This is a genomic window from Plantactinospora sp. KBS50, assembly GCF_002285795.1.
Classification (GTDB): domain Bacteria; phylum Actinomycetota; class Actinomycetes; order Mycobacteriales; family Micromonosporaceae; genus KBS50.
In genome coordinates, this window is sequence record NZ_CP022961.1 from 6,563,839 (window position 1) to 6,577,805 (window position 13,967).

Consider the following 13,967-nt stretch of genomic DNA (forward strand, 5'->3'; position numbering starts at 1 on the left):
CGGTCAGTTGCCGGACCGCTCGATCTCGACGCGCTCGATCACGACGTCCTCCCGCGGCCGGTCGCCCGGACCGGTCGCGGTGTTGGCGATGGAGTCCACCACCTTGGCCGACGCCTCGTCGGCAACCTGCCCGAAGATCGAGTGCTTGCCGTTGAGGTGCGGCGTCGGGGACACCGTGATGAAGAACTGCGAGCCGTTGGTACCGCGCCCGCCGACGACCCCGGCGTTCGCCATGGCCAGCAGGTAGGGGCGGTCGAACCGCAGCTCCGGGTGGATCTCGTCGTCGAACTGGTAGCCCGGTCCGCCCCGGCCGGTGCCGGTCGGGTCACCCATCTGGATCATGAACCCGCTGATCACGCGGTGCGAGATCGTGCCGTCGTAGTACGGCGCGGAACCCGGCTGGCCGGTGCGCGGGTCCGTGTACTCACGGGTCCCCTCGGCCAGCTCGACAAAGTTGCGCACCGTCCTCGGCGCGTGGTTCGGGAACAGCTCCAGCCGGATCGGGCCGTGGTTGGTCTGCAAGGTGGCGTAGATGGTCTCGGCCACGGGTACTCCTCTTTCGTTGGTCAGTTCCATGCGGATCCTCCCATGTGCCCGTTCTGGCAGTACGGAGGCATCCGCTAGGAGAGGATGGCGGAGGAACCACACAGGAGGTGGAGACCGGTGTTAGGAATCGGGCGGCGCAGGCGCCATCGCGATCTCATGCGGACCGAGTTGGGGGAGAGCCTGGACCATTTCGTCCAGGCGGCCTCGCATGCGGCCGGTGGGGTGGGCGCAACCGTGGGACCCAGGATGAACGCCGCCCGCGAGCGGGTGGCGCCGGGGGCCGCCATGATCCGCGGCAACGCGGCTCGGGTCCGCAGCGACGCGCAGCGCCGCTGGGGCAGCACGATGAGCACCCTCGCGCCGCTGGCCGTGGCCGCCGTGGACGGCGCCCGGCAGGCCGGCACCGCTACCACCCGTAAGGCGAAGGCGGCGGAGATGAAGCGAAAGAAGAAGTCCGGTGGACGGCTCGCCAAGGCCGCGAAGGTACTCGCGGTCGGCGCGGCGATCGGCGCCGCCGGCGCGATGGTGCTGCGCCGCCGGCGCAACGACCAGGAGTGGTACGCGTACGACCCGGCCGCCACGCTGACCGGCGTGGATCCGGCGGGCACGCACAACGGCGTGCCGAAGGACCCGGCGGGGCGTACGGAGAGCGACCTGGCGGCCTCGGCCGCGACCGCCCCGGAGACCAGCGTCACCCCGGACCAGGCCGATGCCGGCACGGCGACCGGCCGGGCGGCCACCAGCGGCGACAAGCCGGGCTCGGCGACAAGCTCGATGACGCAGACCGCCAAGCAGGCCGCGGGCAAGTGACCCGGGTGCGGGGAAGGGCCTCCTGCCGTCGCAGTCCGTGACGCAGGGGGCCCTTTCCCGACGGCCGGCCCGGACGCGCCCGTCCCGACGGCCGTTCCCGACGGCGGCCGTTCCCGACGGCGGCCGTTCCCGACGGCGGCGGTTCCCGACGGTCCGGCCCCGGTCAGAGCCAGCCGTTGCGGCGGAACCAGCGGTACAGCGCGAACGAGAAGCCCACCATCGCGGCGAACACCCCCGGATAGCCGTACTTCCATTCCAGCTCCGGCATGTACCGGAAGTTCATCCCGTAGATGCCGGCGATGGCGGTCCACACGGCGGCGATGGCGGCCCAGGCCGCGATCTTGCGCATGTCGTTGTTCTGCTCGACGGTCACCTGGGCCAGCCGCGCCTGCAGGATGGAGTTCAGCAGGTCGTCGTACGAGTTGACCTGCTCCACCGTGCGGCTGAGGTGGTCCTGGACGTCCCGGAAGTAGCGCCGGATCTCCTTGGGTACGTCCCGGTTGAGCTGCCCGGTGAGCAGCGCCATGGGCCGTTGCAGCGGGATGACCGCCCGCTTGAACTCGACCAGTTCCCGCTTCATCTGGTAGATCCGCTGGATCCGGCTGCTGGTGTAGCGGGCGAAGACCTGCGCCTCCAGCTCGTCCAGATCGTCCTCGATCTTGTCGGCGACCTCCAGGTAGAGGTCCACCACGCGGTCGGTGACGGCGTACGCCACCGCCCACGGGCCCTGCCCGAGCAGGTCCCGCTTGCTCTCCAGGTCGGCCCGGACCGGAGCCAGCCGGCAGGCGTCGCCGTGCCGGACGCTGATCACGAAGTTCGGCCCGATGAAGAGCATCACCTGGCCGGTCTCCACGACCTCCGAGGTCTCGGTCAGCTCGTCGTGCTCGCAGTAGCGGGCGGTCCGCAGCACCAGGAAGCTGACCTCGCCGAACCGTTCCAGCTTGGGCCGCTGCTCGGCCTTGACGGCGTCCTCCACGGCCAGCTCGTGCAGGCCGAACGACTCGGCGATCCCGGCCATCGCCTGCGCGCTGGGCTCGTGCAGGCCGACCCAGACGAACGCGTCGCGCCGCTCCCGGGCCTCGGCCAGCGCGTCGGCGTAGTGCCAGTCGCCCGGCTGGCGCTCACCACCGACGTACAGCCCGCAGTCGACCACCGAGTTGCGTTCCTCGGCGGTGTGCCCGGCGCGGCGCGGCTGGCCGTCCGCGGCCAGGATGCGGGTGACCGCCCGCACCGGCGCGGACCAGGCCCGGCCCCGGGACCGGGGTGCGCCTCCGCGTGTCTGTCCCTGCTCGATCCGCTCCGCCATCGTCCGGTCCGCCTCCTCCCGGTCCAGGACACCGTCGGGTTTGCAGGCTACGCCGCCGAGGGCGCACCGAATGATCGACAGGGGTGGCCGGCGCGCCGCGGCAGCACGCCGTGGGCGGCCACCGGGATGGCGCCGGGCCGGCGGGCGCCGGCCCTTGGGGCGGCGCCGGGTGGACCGGCCGCGTCGGGGGGGTGAGGTGCGAACGGCCCACCCGGCACCATCTTGGGGGCGGGGGTGATGTCCCGGCGCACCGTCTCCGCCACCCGGACGGCCGGCAGGCCGCCACGCCGGCGGAAACAGATGCTCGGAGCATTGTGGGCCGGCCGTACCGCAGACGAAAAGACCCGGCAGTAACAACGCGAGCTTCTGTCGGGTTTCTGACAGAAGCTCGCGACAACCTCGTGCCCGCCCCGCGGCGTCAGCGACGGACGGCGTCCATCGCCGCGGCCAGCCGGCGCACACCCTCCTCGATCCGGTCCGCGCCCACCGCCGAGTACGCGAGCCGCAGCGCGTGCTGGCCGCCGTCCAGGACGAAGTCGCTGCCCTTGACCACCGCGACCCCGCGTTCGGCCGCCGCCGGCGCCAGGTCGTCGACGTGCACGTCGGAGGGCAACTCGATCCACAGGAAGTAGCCGCCGTCCGGCTCGGTGAACCGGGCCTGCGGGATGTGCCGGCGCAGCGCCTCGGCGAGCGCCTGGGACCGGTCCCGCAGCGCCGCGGAGACCGCGGCGATCGACCGGTCGATGTCTCCCGAGACGCAGAACTGGTGCACGATCGCCTCGGCGACCATGCCCGGGGAGATGTACAGGTTGGTGGCCCGCTTCACGATCGCGGCGATCAGGTCCGGCTGACCGACCAGGTAGCCGACCCGGACGCCGGGGCAGACCGTCTTGGTGAAGCTCGACGCGTGCACCACCAGCCCGCGCGTGTCGAGCGAGAGCATCGAGGGCAGCGGTTCGCCGCGGAACCGGATGTCCGCGTACGGGTCGTCCTCGAAGATGATGAACCCGTACTCGGCGGCGAGGTCGAGCAGCTCGTGCCGCTTGCTCAGGGAGAGGGTCACGCCGGCCGGGTTCTGATAGTTCGGGATGATGTGCGCCAGCTTGGGGCGTACCCCGGATTCGAGCAGCTTGCGAAGCTCGGCGGTGTCGATCCCGTCCGGCTGGATGGTCACCGCGTGCACCTGGCCGCCCTGCTGCTGAAGGTTGAGCAGGGTCCGGTCGTACGTCGGCCGCTCCACCACCACGGCGTCGCCGGGCTTCACCAGGTGGTCGAAGAGGAACGCGTCGGCCTGCAACGAACCGTTCGTGACCAGCACCTGACCGGCCTCGACGCCGTGCTTGCGCGCGATCCACTCCCGCAACGGCGGGTACCCCACCGCGGTCCCGTACGCGGTGACGCCGGCGGGATCGGCTTCGAAGGCGCGCACGGCCGCGGCCTTGAGGCCGTCGACATCGACGATGTCCAGCGAGGGCGCCCCACGGGCGAAGGAGATCAGCTGCTCGGCAGTCATGACTACCGAGCCTACGGGTGAGCTGGGACGCCGCGACGCAGGTCCGGCCGTGTCCGCATGCTGAACCCGGCGCCGTGCGAACGCCCGGCCGGTCACTAGTCTGGCCGGCGTGGACCCTCTCCGCCGACCCGGCGTGCCGACCGGGCCGACCGGACAACCCGGGCCGACCGGACAACCGCGTACGACCGGACAGCGCCCCACGACCGGACAGCCCGGGGCGACCGGGGCTACCGGGCCGACGGCGACGCCGCACCGGCTCGGGCGGAGTCCGGCGACCGACCTGGTGGCGGTGCCGCCGTACCGGGTCGCCGCCCTCGTCGCCCCCGCGGTGGACCGGGTGTTCGTGGCCGCCATGGCCGCCGCGCGGCTGGGCGGCGGCAGCCAACTGGTCCAGCGCTACGGCGGGCCGCCCGCCGTGGGCTTCCTGATCGACTTCCGGACCCGGCTGGCGGTGCCCGGACGGCTGGTGGACGAGTCGGGGTTCGCGGCGCTCACCCGCTACCACGACCCGGCCGAGTGCCGCCGCACCCTGGACCGGCAGATCGCGCACGGCATGATCCAGCGCGTCGACGGCGGGTTCGCCGCGACCGAACGCGGGCTGGCCTTCCTGGCCGAGCTGTACGACCTGCACGCCGAGGTGCTGGCCGCCGCGTGGCGGGAGCACCGCGACCGGGTACGGCGGTTGGCCGGCGTCCTCGACCGGCTGCTCGAACCGGCCGCCCTGGCGGCCGGGCCGGCCTTCCGGGCGGTGGCCCCGCCGCACGAGCCGCTCGGCGCGGCGCCCGAACTGCTCCTGCTGAACCGGCTGGGGGTGCTGCGGTACCACCGGGCCGACGCGCACGCCGCGGCCTGGGCGGCGGCCGGGCACACCGCCGAGAGCATCATGGCGCTGGAACCCGGGCCGGAGCGCGAGGCCATCGAGCTGGAGACCGACCGCCGGGCGGCCGGGCCGTACGGGGTGCTGACCCCCGACGAAAGGCTGACGCTGCTGGCCGATCTGGCGGCCCTGCCCGGATGAGCCGGGTCCGGCGGTGCGACCATGCCGGCGGATGGAGCCGGGGCACGCGGACGCGGGTGAACCGGGGCACGCAGACGCGGGTGAACCCCGGCCGAACGTCGGCTGACGCCGACCCGACCATCTGACGGCGCTATCCTCCTGCGGACGGCTCATGTCTGCTAGGGAGGACCCGTCCCATGATCGGTATGGTGCTCGCCGCGGGTGCGGGGCGCCGGCTCCGCCCGTACACCGACACGCTGCCCAAGGCGCTGGTGCCGGTGGACGGGGAGACGACCATCCTCGACATCGCGCTGGCCAACCTCGCCGCGGTCGGGCTCACCGACGTCGTGATCGTGGTCGGCTACGCGGCCGGAGCGGTCGAGTCCCGGGTCGAGGCCCTCCAGGACCGGTACGGCGTCAAGATCACCCTGGTGCACAACGACCGGGCCGAGGAATGGAACAACGCGTACTCCCTGTGGCTGGCCCGGGACCACTTCGCGCAGGGCGCGTTGCTGGTCAACGGGGACACGGTGCACCCGGTGAGCGTGGAACGGACGCTGCTCGCCGAGCGCGGGCCGGGCATCCTGCTGGCCCTGGACACCGTCAAGAAGCTCGCCGACGAGGAGATGAAGGCCGTCTTCGACGCCTCCGGCCAGCTCACCCGGATCACCAAGCTGATGGACCCGGCGCAGGCGCACGGCGAGTACATCGGCGCCACCCTCATCGAGCCGCACGCGGCAGCCGGGCTCGCCGAGGCGCTGGAGGCCACCTGGCGGCGCGACCCCAACCTCTACTACGAGGACGGCTACCAGGAGTACGCGGACCGCGGTGGCGAGGTGCGCGGCGCGGCCATCGGTGATCTCGAATGGGTGGAGGTCGACAACCACGACGACCTGGCCCGCGCCCGGGAGATCGCGTGCCGCTACTAGCCCGCTCCGTCCAGGCGCCGCTGCACATCGAGGTACGCCGGGGCGCGGTCGCCGACCTGGGCGCGATCCTCTCCGACGGGCGGATCTCGGCCGGCGGCGACGTGGCGGTGGTGGTCGGGCCGGGCCAGGGCGAGAAGGTCGCCGAGCTGATCCAGCCGACGCTCGGCTCGGCCGACATCTTCACCACCACGGGCGGGACGCTGGACGCCGCGCTCGAACTGGGCGGCAAGCTGCGCACCCGCTCCTACGACGCGGTGGTCGGCATCGGCGGCGGCAAGACGGTGGACGTCGCCAAGTACGCGGCCATGCGCCGCGGCCTGCCGATGGTGTCCGTGGCCACCGCGCTGGCCAACGACGGCATCGCCTCCCCGGTGTCCAGCCTGGTCACCGAGGGGATCAAGGGCTCGTACGGCGTGCACATCCCGATCGCGGTGATCGTGGACCTGGACTTCGTGGAGAGCGGCCCCGATCGGCACAACCGGGCCGGCATCGGCGACCTGATCAGCAACATCAGCGCGCTGGCCGACTGGGAACTGGCCCGGCAGGTCCGCGGTGAGCCGGTGGACGGCCTGGCCGCCTCGCTGGCCCGGGCCGCCGCCGAGGCGATCATCAACCACCCCGGTGACATGAGCGACGACGACTTCGTCACCGTGCTGGCCGAGGGGCTGATCTCCAGCGGCCTGGCCATGGCGGTCTGCGGCAGCAGCCGGCCGGCAAGCGGCGGCTGCCACGAGATCATGCACGCGATCGACGCGCTCTTCCCGGACACGGCCTCGCACGGCGAGCTGGCCGGGCTGGGCGCGCTGTACTGCACCTGGCTGCGCGGCGACCAGCGGCGGCTGCGGCAGATGTCGGCCTGCCTGCGGCGGCACAACCTGCCGCGTACCCCGGCCGATGTCGGCCTGGACGACGAGCAGTTCGCGGACGCGGTGGCGTTCGCCCCGCGGACCCGGCCCGACCGCTACACCATCCTCGAACACCTCGACCTCGGCGCCGAGGAGATCCGCCGGCGGTTGGGAGACTACGTCGATGCCCTCGACCACCACGGCGCCTGAGCCGGCCGTCCGGGACTTCTACCGGACCAACCGCGGGGGCGGGCTGTTCAGCGAGGCGGTCAGCCAGTGGGGCGGCGCGCTGCTGGCCCGCACCGGGCAGCGGCTCGGGCTGCCGCCCACCGCACTAACCCTGGTCAATCTGGTGCTCGGCCTGGCCACCTCCGTCACCGTCGCCGGACTGGCGCCGCGGGTGGCCGGCGGCCACCTGCCGGCCTGGCCGGTGGGGCTGCTCGCGCTGGTCGGCTGGCAACTCGCGTACGCCTTCGACTGCGCCGACGGGCAGCTCGCCCGGGTCACCGGCCAGGGCAGTGCCGCGGGCGCCCGGCTGGACGTGCTGTGCGACGTGGCGGCGCAGATCGCCCTGGTCGCGGCGCTGTCGGCGGTGGCCGTGGCGCAGCGGCCCGGCGTACCGGCCTGGCTGGTGGCGGCCTTCGCCGGCACCTGGATGGTCAACCTGGTGACCTCGGTGATGCAGGCCGGGCCGAACGCGGCCAGCATGGTGGCGTCCCGGTCGCTGCCGGTCCGGGCGGTCAAGCTGGTCCGCGACTACGGCGCGGTGATCTTCCTGGCCGGGCTGGTGTTGACCCTCGTACCGGCCTGGACCGTCTGGCTGGTGACCGCCTTCACCGTGGTCAACGCCGGGTTCCTGCTGGCCAGCATCGCCTTCTCGGCCCGCGCCGCACTGCGCTGAGCCGGCCGCCGGGTCGGCGCCGACCCGCGGCTCACCGGTCGCGACCGGTCGCCGCCAGGTCGCGGTAGATGTCCAGCAGTTGCCCGGTCACCACCGCCGGGGAGAAGGTCGCCTCGTAGCGGGACCGGGCGACCGACGCGAGCGCCGCCGCCCCGTCCCGGGCCACCGGCAACGCGGCGGCCAGCGCCGCGGCGTCCGCCGGCACCGCCCAGCCCGCGGGACCAGCGCCGTCGCCGACCGTACGGTCACCGGCGGTGGCCGGAGCGCCACCGGCCGCTGGATCATCGCCGGCGGTGGCCGGAGCGCCTCCGAGCAGGTACGGGATGCCGCCGAGCGCGGTGCCCAGCACCGGCCGGCCGGCGGCCATCGCCTCGATCACCACCGTCGGCAGCACGTCGTGCCAGGTGGGCACGACCAGCACCACGGCGGTCGAGCGGAGCGCCGCCGCCACCCCGGCGCGGTCCAGCGGGCCGAGGTACTCCACGTCCCCGCGCGCCACCGCCGCCGCCTCGGCCAACGGCCGCAGCTCGCCGTCCCCGGCGATGCGCAGCGGTCCCAGCGCACCGTCCGGGTGCCGGTGCCACGCCTCCAGCAGCAGGCCGAGCCCCTTCTCCGCGGACAGCCGGCCGTAGTAGAGGAATCCGTCGCCCAGCGGCGCGGGTGTCCCCGGATCCGGGATGCCGTTCGGCTTGACCGCGATGTGCCCGGCCGGGATGCCGTAGTCGCGCAGGTGCTCGGCGATCCCGGCGGTCAGCGCGATGTACCGGTCCACCGAGTGCCAGGTCGGCCGGTGCACCGCGAGCGTGGTGGCCATCAGCGCGCTCTGCGCCCGGGACCCCCGGTAGCAGCGGTGCACGATTGCCGGCACCCCGAGCGCCCGTCCGCGGCAGTCGGTGCAGATCCGGCCGTCCCGGAAGTAGATCCCGGAGGAGCAGACCTGGCGGTAGTTGTGCACGGTCTGCACCACCGGCAGGCGGTAGCGGTGCGCGGTCCGCACGATCCACGGCGACAGCAGCGGGTACGGGTTGTGCAGGTGCAGCAGGTCCGGCCGGTGTGACTCGATCAGCCGGGCGAGTTCCCGCTGTGCCCGGGGTGCGTAGATCGGCGACAGCGGCAGCAGCGCCCGGGCCGCCGTCGGCAGCTCGGGGATCTCGTCCGAGCTGCGCAGGAACGGCAGCACGTCCACCCCGGCGGCGGCCAGCTGCTCGATCTCGGCATCGACGACGGTGTTCTCGCCGGACGGCTGACCGGTCCGGTAGCGGTTGTGCGCCACGACCACCTTCATGAGGGAACAAGCTACCGTTGCAGGGTGCCGGAGCTACCCGAGGTGGAGGCGCTGGGCGCCTACCTGCGTGAGCGCGCCGTCGGCCGGGAGGTCGAGCGGCTCGAGGTGGCGTCGCTGTCCGCGCTGAAGACCTACGATCCGCCGCCGTCCGCGGTGGCCGGCCGCACGCTTGTCGACGCCGCCCGGCACGGCAAGTTCCTGGACGTGGTCTTCGACGGCGACCTGCACCTCGTGGTGCACCTGGCCCGCGCCGGGTGGCTGCACTACCGGGAGAGCTTCGCCTCGAAGCTGCCGCTGAAACCGGGCAAGGGCCCGATCGCGCTGCGGCTGCGGCTGGCCGACGGCTCCGGCTTCGACCTGACCGAGGCCGGTACGCAGAAGAGCCTGGCCGCGCATCTGGTGCCCGATCCGGCGCTGGTGCCCGGGGTGTCCCGGCTCGGCCCGGACGCGCTCGCGGTCGACCTGCCGGCCTTCGCCGAGCGGATCCGCGGGCGGCGCGGGCAGGTCAAGGGGGTGCTGACCGACCAGCAGGTGCTCGCGGGCGTCGGCAACGCGTACTCGGACGAGATCCTGCACGCCGCGAAGCTGTCGCCGTTCGCGATCACCGACCGGCTGCGCGACGACCAGGTCGCGGCGCTGTACGAGGCCACCCAGCGGGTGCTGACGGACGCCGTGTCCCGTTCGGTGGGGCAGCGGGCCGCCGAGCTGAAGGGCGAGAAACGCGCCGGTCTGGCCGTGCATGCCCGCGCCGGGCTGCCCTGCCCGGTCTGTGGCACGACGATCCGATCGGTCTCGTTCGCCGATTCGAGCCTCCAGTACTGCCCGGGTTGTCAGACCGGCGGGAAGCCTTTGGCTGACCGTCGGTTGTCCCGCCTTGTGCGCTGAGTGAGGCTCGCCGGGAAATCACCCACCATGCCGAAACCGCCCGGTTCACGAACCTTGGCGTGGCTCGATCCGTCGGTATAGTGGCTCGGTCCCGCAATGTCTCCCGGCGCAACGGTCCGATCCGGGCCGGCGTGGGAGACTGGGGCGGTGGGCGACCCGAGCCCTTATGGGGAGTGGGCGGCACGTGTCAGGCGGGAGGACCCAGGCGAGGTGACCACAAGCCTCCATCGCCCGGTAGGCAACGCAGCTCCGGGCGGAAGCGTGCGCCACGTCGACAGCTTCGAGATCCAGCCGCCGACCGGGCCGGTACACAACGGCGTACCGCGGTCGGCCTGGGCACGGGCCCGCCGCCGGGTATCCCGCTGGCACCGGCCGTACACGGTGGCCCTGGTGTTCGTCGACTACCTGGCGGCGGCGCTGGCGAGCTGGATCGCGATCACCACGTTCAGCCAGGCCCGGGCCGGCTTCTACACGGCCAAGGAGGACCCGACCTGGTTCTACACGGTCGCCTTCGTGCTCCTCCCGCTCGGCTGGTTGATCATTCTCTGGGGTAACCGGGCGTACGACCGGCGCTATCTCGGGCTCGGACCGGACGAGTTCAAGCGGGTCACCCGGGCCTCCGTGACGGTCGCCGCGACGGTCTCGTTCCTCGCGTTCGCCACCAAGACCGACCTGTCCCGGTACGCGGTGGCCACCGCCCTGGTCGGCGCCACCCTGCTCATCCTGGTGGAGCGCTACCTCGCCCGGCTGGTGCTGCACGGGGTGCGCACCCGCGGCGGGCACGCCGGGCACCGGATGGTGCTGGTGGGCACCCTGCCGGACGCCCTGGAGGTGCACCGGGCGGTCACCCGCAGCCCCGCGGCCGGTCTGGTCCCGGTCGCCATCGCGCTGACCGACGGTTTCGCCGCCGCCCGCGGCGTCGAGACCCCGGTTCCGGTGTACGCGGTCCAGGACGTGCTCGCGCTGGTCCGCGAGGTCGGCGGGGACACGATCGCGGTCTGCGGATCGGCCAGCGCCGAGCCGGGCGAGCTGCGCCGGCTGGCCTGGCAGTTGGAGGGTTCCGGGGTCGATCTGGTGGTCGCGCCGCAGTTGACCGACATCGCCGGCCCGCGGGTGCACATCCGGCCGATCGAGGGCCTGCCGCTGCTGCACGTCGAGGAGCCCACGCTCTCCGGCCCCGCGCTGCTGGCCAAGAACCTGATGGACCGGGTCGCCGCCGGCCTGGGTCTGCTGCTGCTGGTCCCGTTGTTCATCGCGATCGCGATCGCGATCCGGCTCTCCGACCGCGGCCCGGTCTTCTTCCGGCAGCCCCGGGTGGGGCACGAGGGCCGGACGTTCCGGGTCTGGAAGTTCCGGACCATGTACGTGGACGCGGAGGACCGGCTCGCCGGGCTGGTGGACCAGAACGAGACCGACGGGATGCTCTTCAAGATCCGCCAGGATCCCCGGGTCTTCCCGATCGGGCGGTTCCTGCGGGCCAGCTCGCTGGACGAGCTGCCCCAGCTCATCAACGTGCTCAAGGGCGAGATGTCGCTGGTCGGTCCGCGTCCGCTGCCCGCCGACGACGGTGACTTCCTCGGCGACGTCCGGCGCCGACTGCTGGTCCGCCCCGGAATGACCGGATTGTGGCAGGTTTCCGGACGCTCCGACCTGTCCTGGGACGAGGCGGTCCGGCTGGACCTCTACTACGTGGACAACTGGTCGCTGGCGTACGACCTGAGCATCCTGTGGCGGACCGTGGGCGTGGTGCTGGCCCGCAAGGGCGCGTACTGACCGGGCCGAGCGACCGGTCCCGGCCCGGCGCCCCTGGCGCGGCGACGCCGGACCGGTCAGGATTCGACGGTGGCTGCCAACCTCCTGTCGGCACTGGCCGTCGCGGTGCTGATCGGCGCGCTCGGCGCGGCGGTCTTCGCGGTGGTCCGGCTCCGGGCCCGGCGCGGCATCGTGACGGCGAGCCAGCGCGCCACCTATGACGTCCTGCACACCGCCGGGCTCGCGGCCGAGCCGCTGCGCGCGGGGCTGACCGGCGCGGGTGCCGCCAAGGCGGTACGCCACCTGCGCGCCCTGGTGGGCGCCACCGGGCTGGCCGTGATGGACGACCGCGGGGCGCTGGCCTTCGACGGCCACGGCGCGCACCACCTGGACCAACTGGTGGCGGCGGCGCACCGGGCCATCGCGGCCGACCGGTCCAGCGTGCTGGGCGAGCCGGATCTGCGCTGCGATCTGGTGGACTGTCCGGTCCGCAGCGCCGTGCTGGCCCCGCTGCGCGGACCCGACCAGCGGCCGGTCGGCGCGCTGGCCGCGGTCTGCGACGGCCATCCGGCACCGGGCCTGGTCCAGGCCACGCTGGAGACCGCGCACTGGGCCAGCGACCAGCTCGCGCTCGCCGAGTTGGAGTCCTCCCGGGAGCGGCTCGCCCGGGCCGAGGTACGCGCGCTGCGCGCCCAGATCAGCCCGCACTTCATCTACAACGCCCTGACCGCGATCGCCTCGTTCGTCCGGACCGACCCGGAGCGCGCCCGGGAACTCATCCTGGAGTTCGCCGAGTTCACCCGGTACTCGTTCCGGGCGCACGGCGACTTCACCACGCTGGCCGAGGAGTTGCGCTCGATCGACCGCTACCTGACGATCGAGCGCGCCCGGTTCGGCGACCGCCTCCAGGTGAGGCTGCAGATCGCCCCGGAGGTGCTGCCGGTCAGCCTGCCCTTCCTCTGCCTGCAACCGCTGGTGGAGAACGCGGTGCGGCACGGGTTGTCCCGCAAGACCGGAGTGGGCATGGTGAGCATCGTGGCCCGGGACGCCGGCGCGGAGTGCCTGCTGACGGTGGAGGACGACGGGGTCGGGATGGACCCGGCCGTGCTGTTCGGCGACGCGGACGGCACCCCGGACGGCGAACCGGCGGAGCGGGCCGCCGCCGTCCGGGGCGACGACTCGGGTCAGCACGTGGGGTTGTCCAACGTCGATGAGCGGTTACGCTCCGCCTTCGGGGACGAATTCGGACTGACCGTGGAGACCGGGCCGGGAGTTGGTACGAAGGTGAGCATGCGGGTGCCCAAGTTCCATCGAGCCGTCCGGGCCGGCTCGTGACCCCGTTCCTGCGGGTGCTGGCCGTGGACGACGAGCCGCCGGCGCTGGACGAGCTGGCGTACCTGCTGCGCGCCGATCCGCGGGTGGCCCGGGTGCACACGGCCGGGGACGCCACCGAGGCGCTGCGGGTGCTCCGGGACGCCGACGTGGAGGCCGTCTTCCTGGACATCCGGATGCCCGGCCTGGACGGCATGGAACTGGCCCGGGTGCTGCGCCGGTTCGTCCGGCCGCCGGCCATCGTCTTCGTCACCGCGTACGACGACGCGGCGGTCGACGCGTTCGACCTGGGCGTCACCGACTACGTCCGCAAGCCGGTCCGGGCCGAGCGGCTGGCCGAGGCGGTCCGCCGGGTGGCCGGCTCCCGCGTGGTGCCGAGCCATCCCGCGGCGGCGGCTCGGGCCGAGGAGGATCCGACCATCCCGGTGGAGCTGGCGGGCACCACCCGGATGCTGCCCCGCTCCACCGTGCGCTGGGTGGAGGCGCAGGGCGACTACGCCCGGCTGCACACCTCGGACGGCTCGCACCTGGTCCGGGTGCCGCTGGCCACCCTGGCCGATCGCTGGGCGGATGCCGGCTTCGTCCGGATCCACCGGTCCTATCTCGTGCAGTTGCGGCTCATCGCCGAACTGCGGCTGGTGAACTCCGGTTACGTGGTCATCATCGACGGCGCGGAGCTGCCGGTGAGCCGCCGGCACACCCGGGAGCTGAAGGACAAGCTCGTCCGGGCCACGAAACAGGACTGGACCCGCTGACGGAGCCGCCGGCCCGGTTCCGTGCTTTCGGGCGAAGTTATCCACAGGAGTGACGGGTTACCCACAGGTTGTCCACAACGCGCCACGCCCAGGCCGGGTGACGGGAGCCTT

At 73.1% G+C, this 13,967-nt stretch carries 13 protein-coding genes; 9 read left to right on the forward strand and 4 right to left on the reverse strand.

Features of this window, described 5'->3' with window-relative positions; translation table 11 throughout:
• Positions 1 to 3 precede the first annotated feature (3 nt).
• A complete protein-coding gene (locus CIK06_RS28420; RefSeq protein ID WP_095567359.1) occupies positions 4 to 546 on the reverse strand; it encodes a peptidylprolyl isomerase in 543 nt (180 codons plus the stop codon).
• A gap of 156 nt (positions 547 to 702) precedes the next feature.
• Here CIK06_RS28420 and CIK06_RS28425 point away from each other — a divergent pair, with 156 nt between their 5' ends.
• Complete coding sequence (locus CIK06_RS28425) at positions 703 to 1,356, forward strand: hypothetical protein (RefSeq protein ID WP_157756988.1); 654 nt, start codon at positions 703 to 705, stop codon at positions 1,354 to 1,356.
• A 163-nt stretch (positions 1,357 to 1,519) separates the two neighbouring features.
• Here the strand turns inward: CIK06_RS28425 and corA are convergent, their stop codons facing one another.
• Together corA and CIK06_RS28435 are read right to left on the reverse strand one after the other, a co-directional pair.
• On the reverse strand, positions 1,520 to 2,662 hold the full coding sequence (corA, locus tag CIK06_RS28430) for a magnesium/cobalt transporter CorA (RefSeq protein ID WP_095567361.1): 1,143 nt from the start codon (positions 2,660 to 2,662) through the stop codon (positions 1,520 to 1,522).
• Positions 2,663 to 3,080: 418 nt separating this feature from the next.
• Positions 3,081 to 4,175, reverse strand: coding sequence for a PLP-dependent aminotransferase family protein (locus tag CIK06_RS28435; protein ID WP_095567362.1), 1,095 nt, complete (start codon positions 4,173 to 4,175; stop codon positions 3,081 to 3,083).
• A 289-nt stretch (positions 4,176 to 4,464) separates the two neighbouring features.
• Between CIK06_RS28435 and CIK06_RS28440 the strand changes: the two genes are divergently transcribed.
• From CIK06_RS28440 to CIK06_RS28455, 4 genes are all read left to right on the forward strand, one after another.
• Positions 4,465 to 5,193: a hypothetical protein gene (locus tag CIK06_RS28440; protein ID WP_232533915.1), complete on the forward strand. Its 729-nt coding sequence runs from the start codon at positions 4,465 to 4,467 to the stop codon at positions 5,191 to 5,193.
• A gap of 176 nt (positions 5,194 to 5,369) precedes the next feature.
• Positions 5,370 to 6,101, forward strand: coding sequence for a sugar phosphate nucleotidyltransferase (locus CIK06_RS28445; RefSeq protein ID WP_095567363.1), 732 nt, complete (start codon positions 5,370 to 5,372; stop codon positions 6,099 to 6,101).
• Positions 6,089 to 7,156, forward strand: coding sequence for an iron-containing alcohol dehydrogenase family protein (locus CIK06_RS28450; RefSeq protein ID WP_095567364.1), 1,068 nt, complete (start codon positions 6,089 to 6,091; stop codon positions 7,154 to 7,156). The genes CIK06_RS28445 and CIK06_RS28450 overlap by 13 nt, the downstream gene beginning before the upstream one ends.
• On the forward strand, positions 7,131 to 7,847 hold the full coding sequence (locus CIK06_RS28455; protein WP_095567365.1) for a CDP-alcohol phosphatidyltransferase family protein: 717 nt from the start codon (positions 7,131 to 7,133) through the stop codon (positions 7,845 to 7,847). Before CIK06_RS28450 ends, CIK06_RS28455 begins: the two co-directional genes overlap by 26 nt.
• 31 nt (positions 7,848 to 7,878) lie before the next feature.
• Here CIK06_RS28455 and CIK06_RS28460 read toward each other — a convergent pair whose 3' ends face one another.
• Positions 7,879 to 9,132, reverse strand: a complete 1,254-nt coding sequence (locus tag CIK06_RS28460; RefSeq protein WP_095567366.1) for a glycosyltransferase — start codon at positions 9,130 to 9,132, stop codon at positions 7,879 to 7,881.
• A 24-nt stretch (positions 9,133 to 9,156) separates the two neighbouring features.
• On the opposite strand from CIK06_RS28460, the gene CIK06_RS28465 reads away from it, so the two are divergent.
• The 4 genes from CIK06_RS28465 (at position 9,157) to CIK06_RS28480 (ending at position 13,856) form a co-directional block, all read left to right on the forward strand.
• Positions 9,157 to 10,017 carry an Fpg/Nei family DNA glycosylase gene (locus tag CIK06_RS28465; protein ID WP_095567367.1) on the forward strand — a complete coding sequence of 287 codons (861 nt, stop codon included), beginning with the start codon at positions 9,157 to 9,159 and terminating at the stop codon, positions 10,015 to 10,017.
• 261 nt (positions 10,018 to 10,278) lie between these two features.
• Entirely contained in the window at positions 10,279 to 11,790 is a 1,512-nt protein-coding gene (locus tag CIK06_RS28470; protein ID WP_198348046.1) for a sugar transferase, read from the forward strand.
• A gap of 69 nt (positions 11,791 to 11,859) precedes the next feature.
• Positions 11,860 to 13,104: a sensor histidine kinase gene (locus CIK06_RS28475; RefSeq protein ID WP_095567369.1), complete on the forward strand. Its 1,245-nt coding sequence runs from the start codon at positions 11,860 to 11,862 to the stop codon at positions 13,102 to 13,104.
• The gene (locus tag CIK06_RS28480) at positions 13,101 to 13,856 is read left to right on the forward strand and encodes a LytTR family DNA-binding domain-containing protein (protein ID WP_095567370.1); all 756 of its coding nucleotides are present in this window, start codon (positions 13,101 to 13,103) and stop codon (positions 13,854 to 13,856) included. The genes CIK06_RS28475 and CIK06_RS28480 overlap by 4 nt, the downstream gene beginning before the upstream one ends.
• Positions 13,857 to 13,967 lie beyond the last annotated feature (111 nt).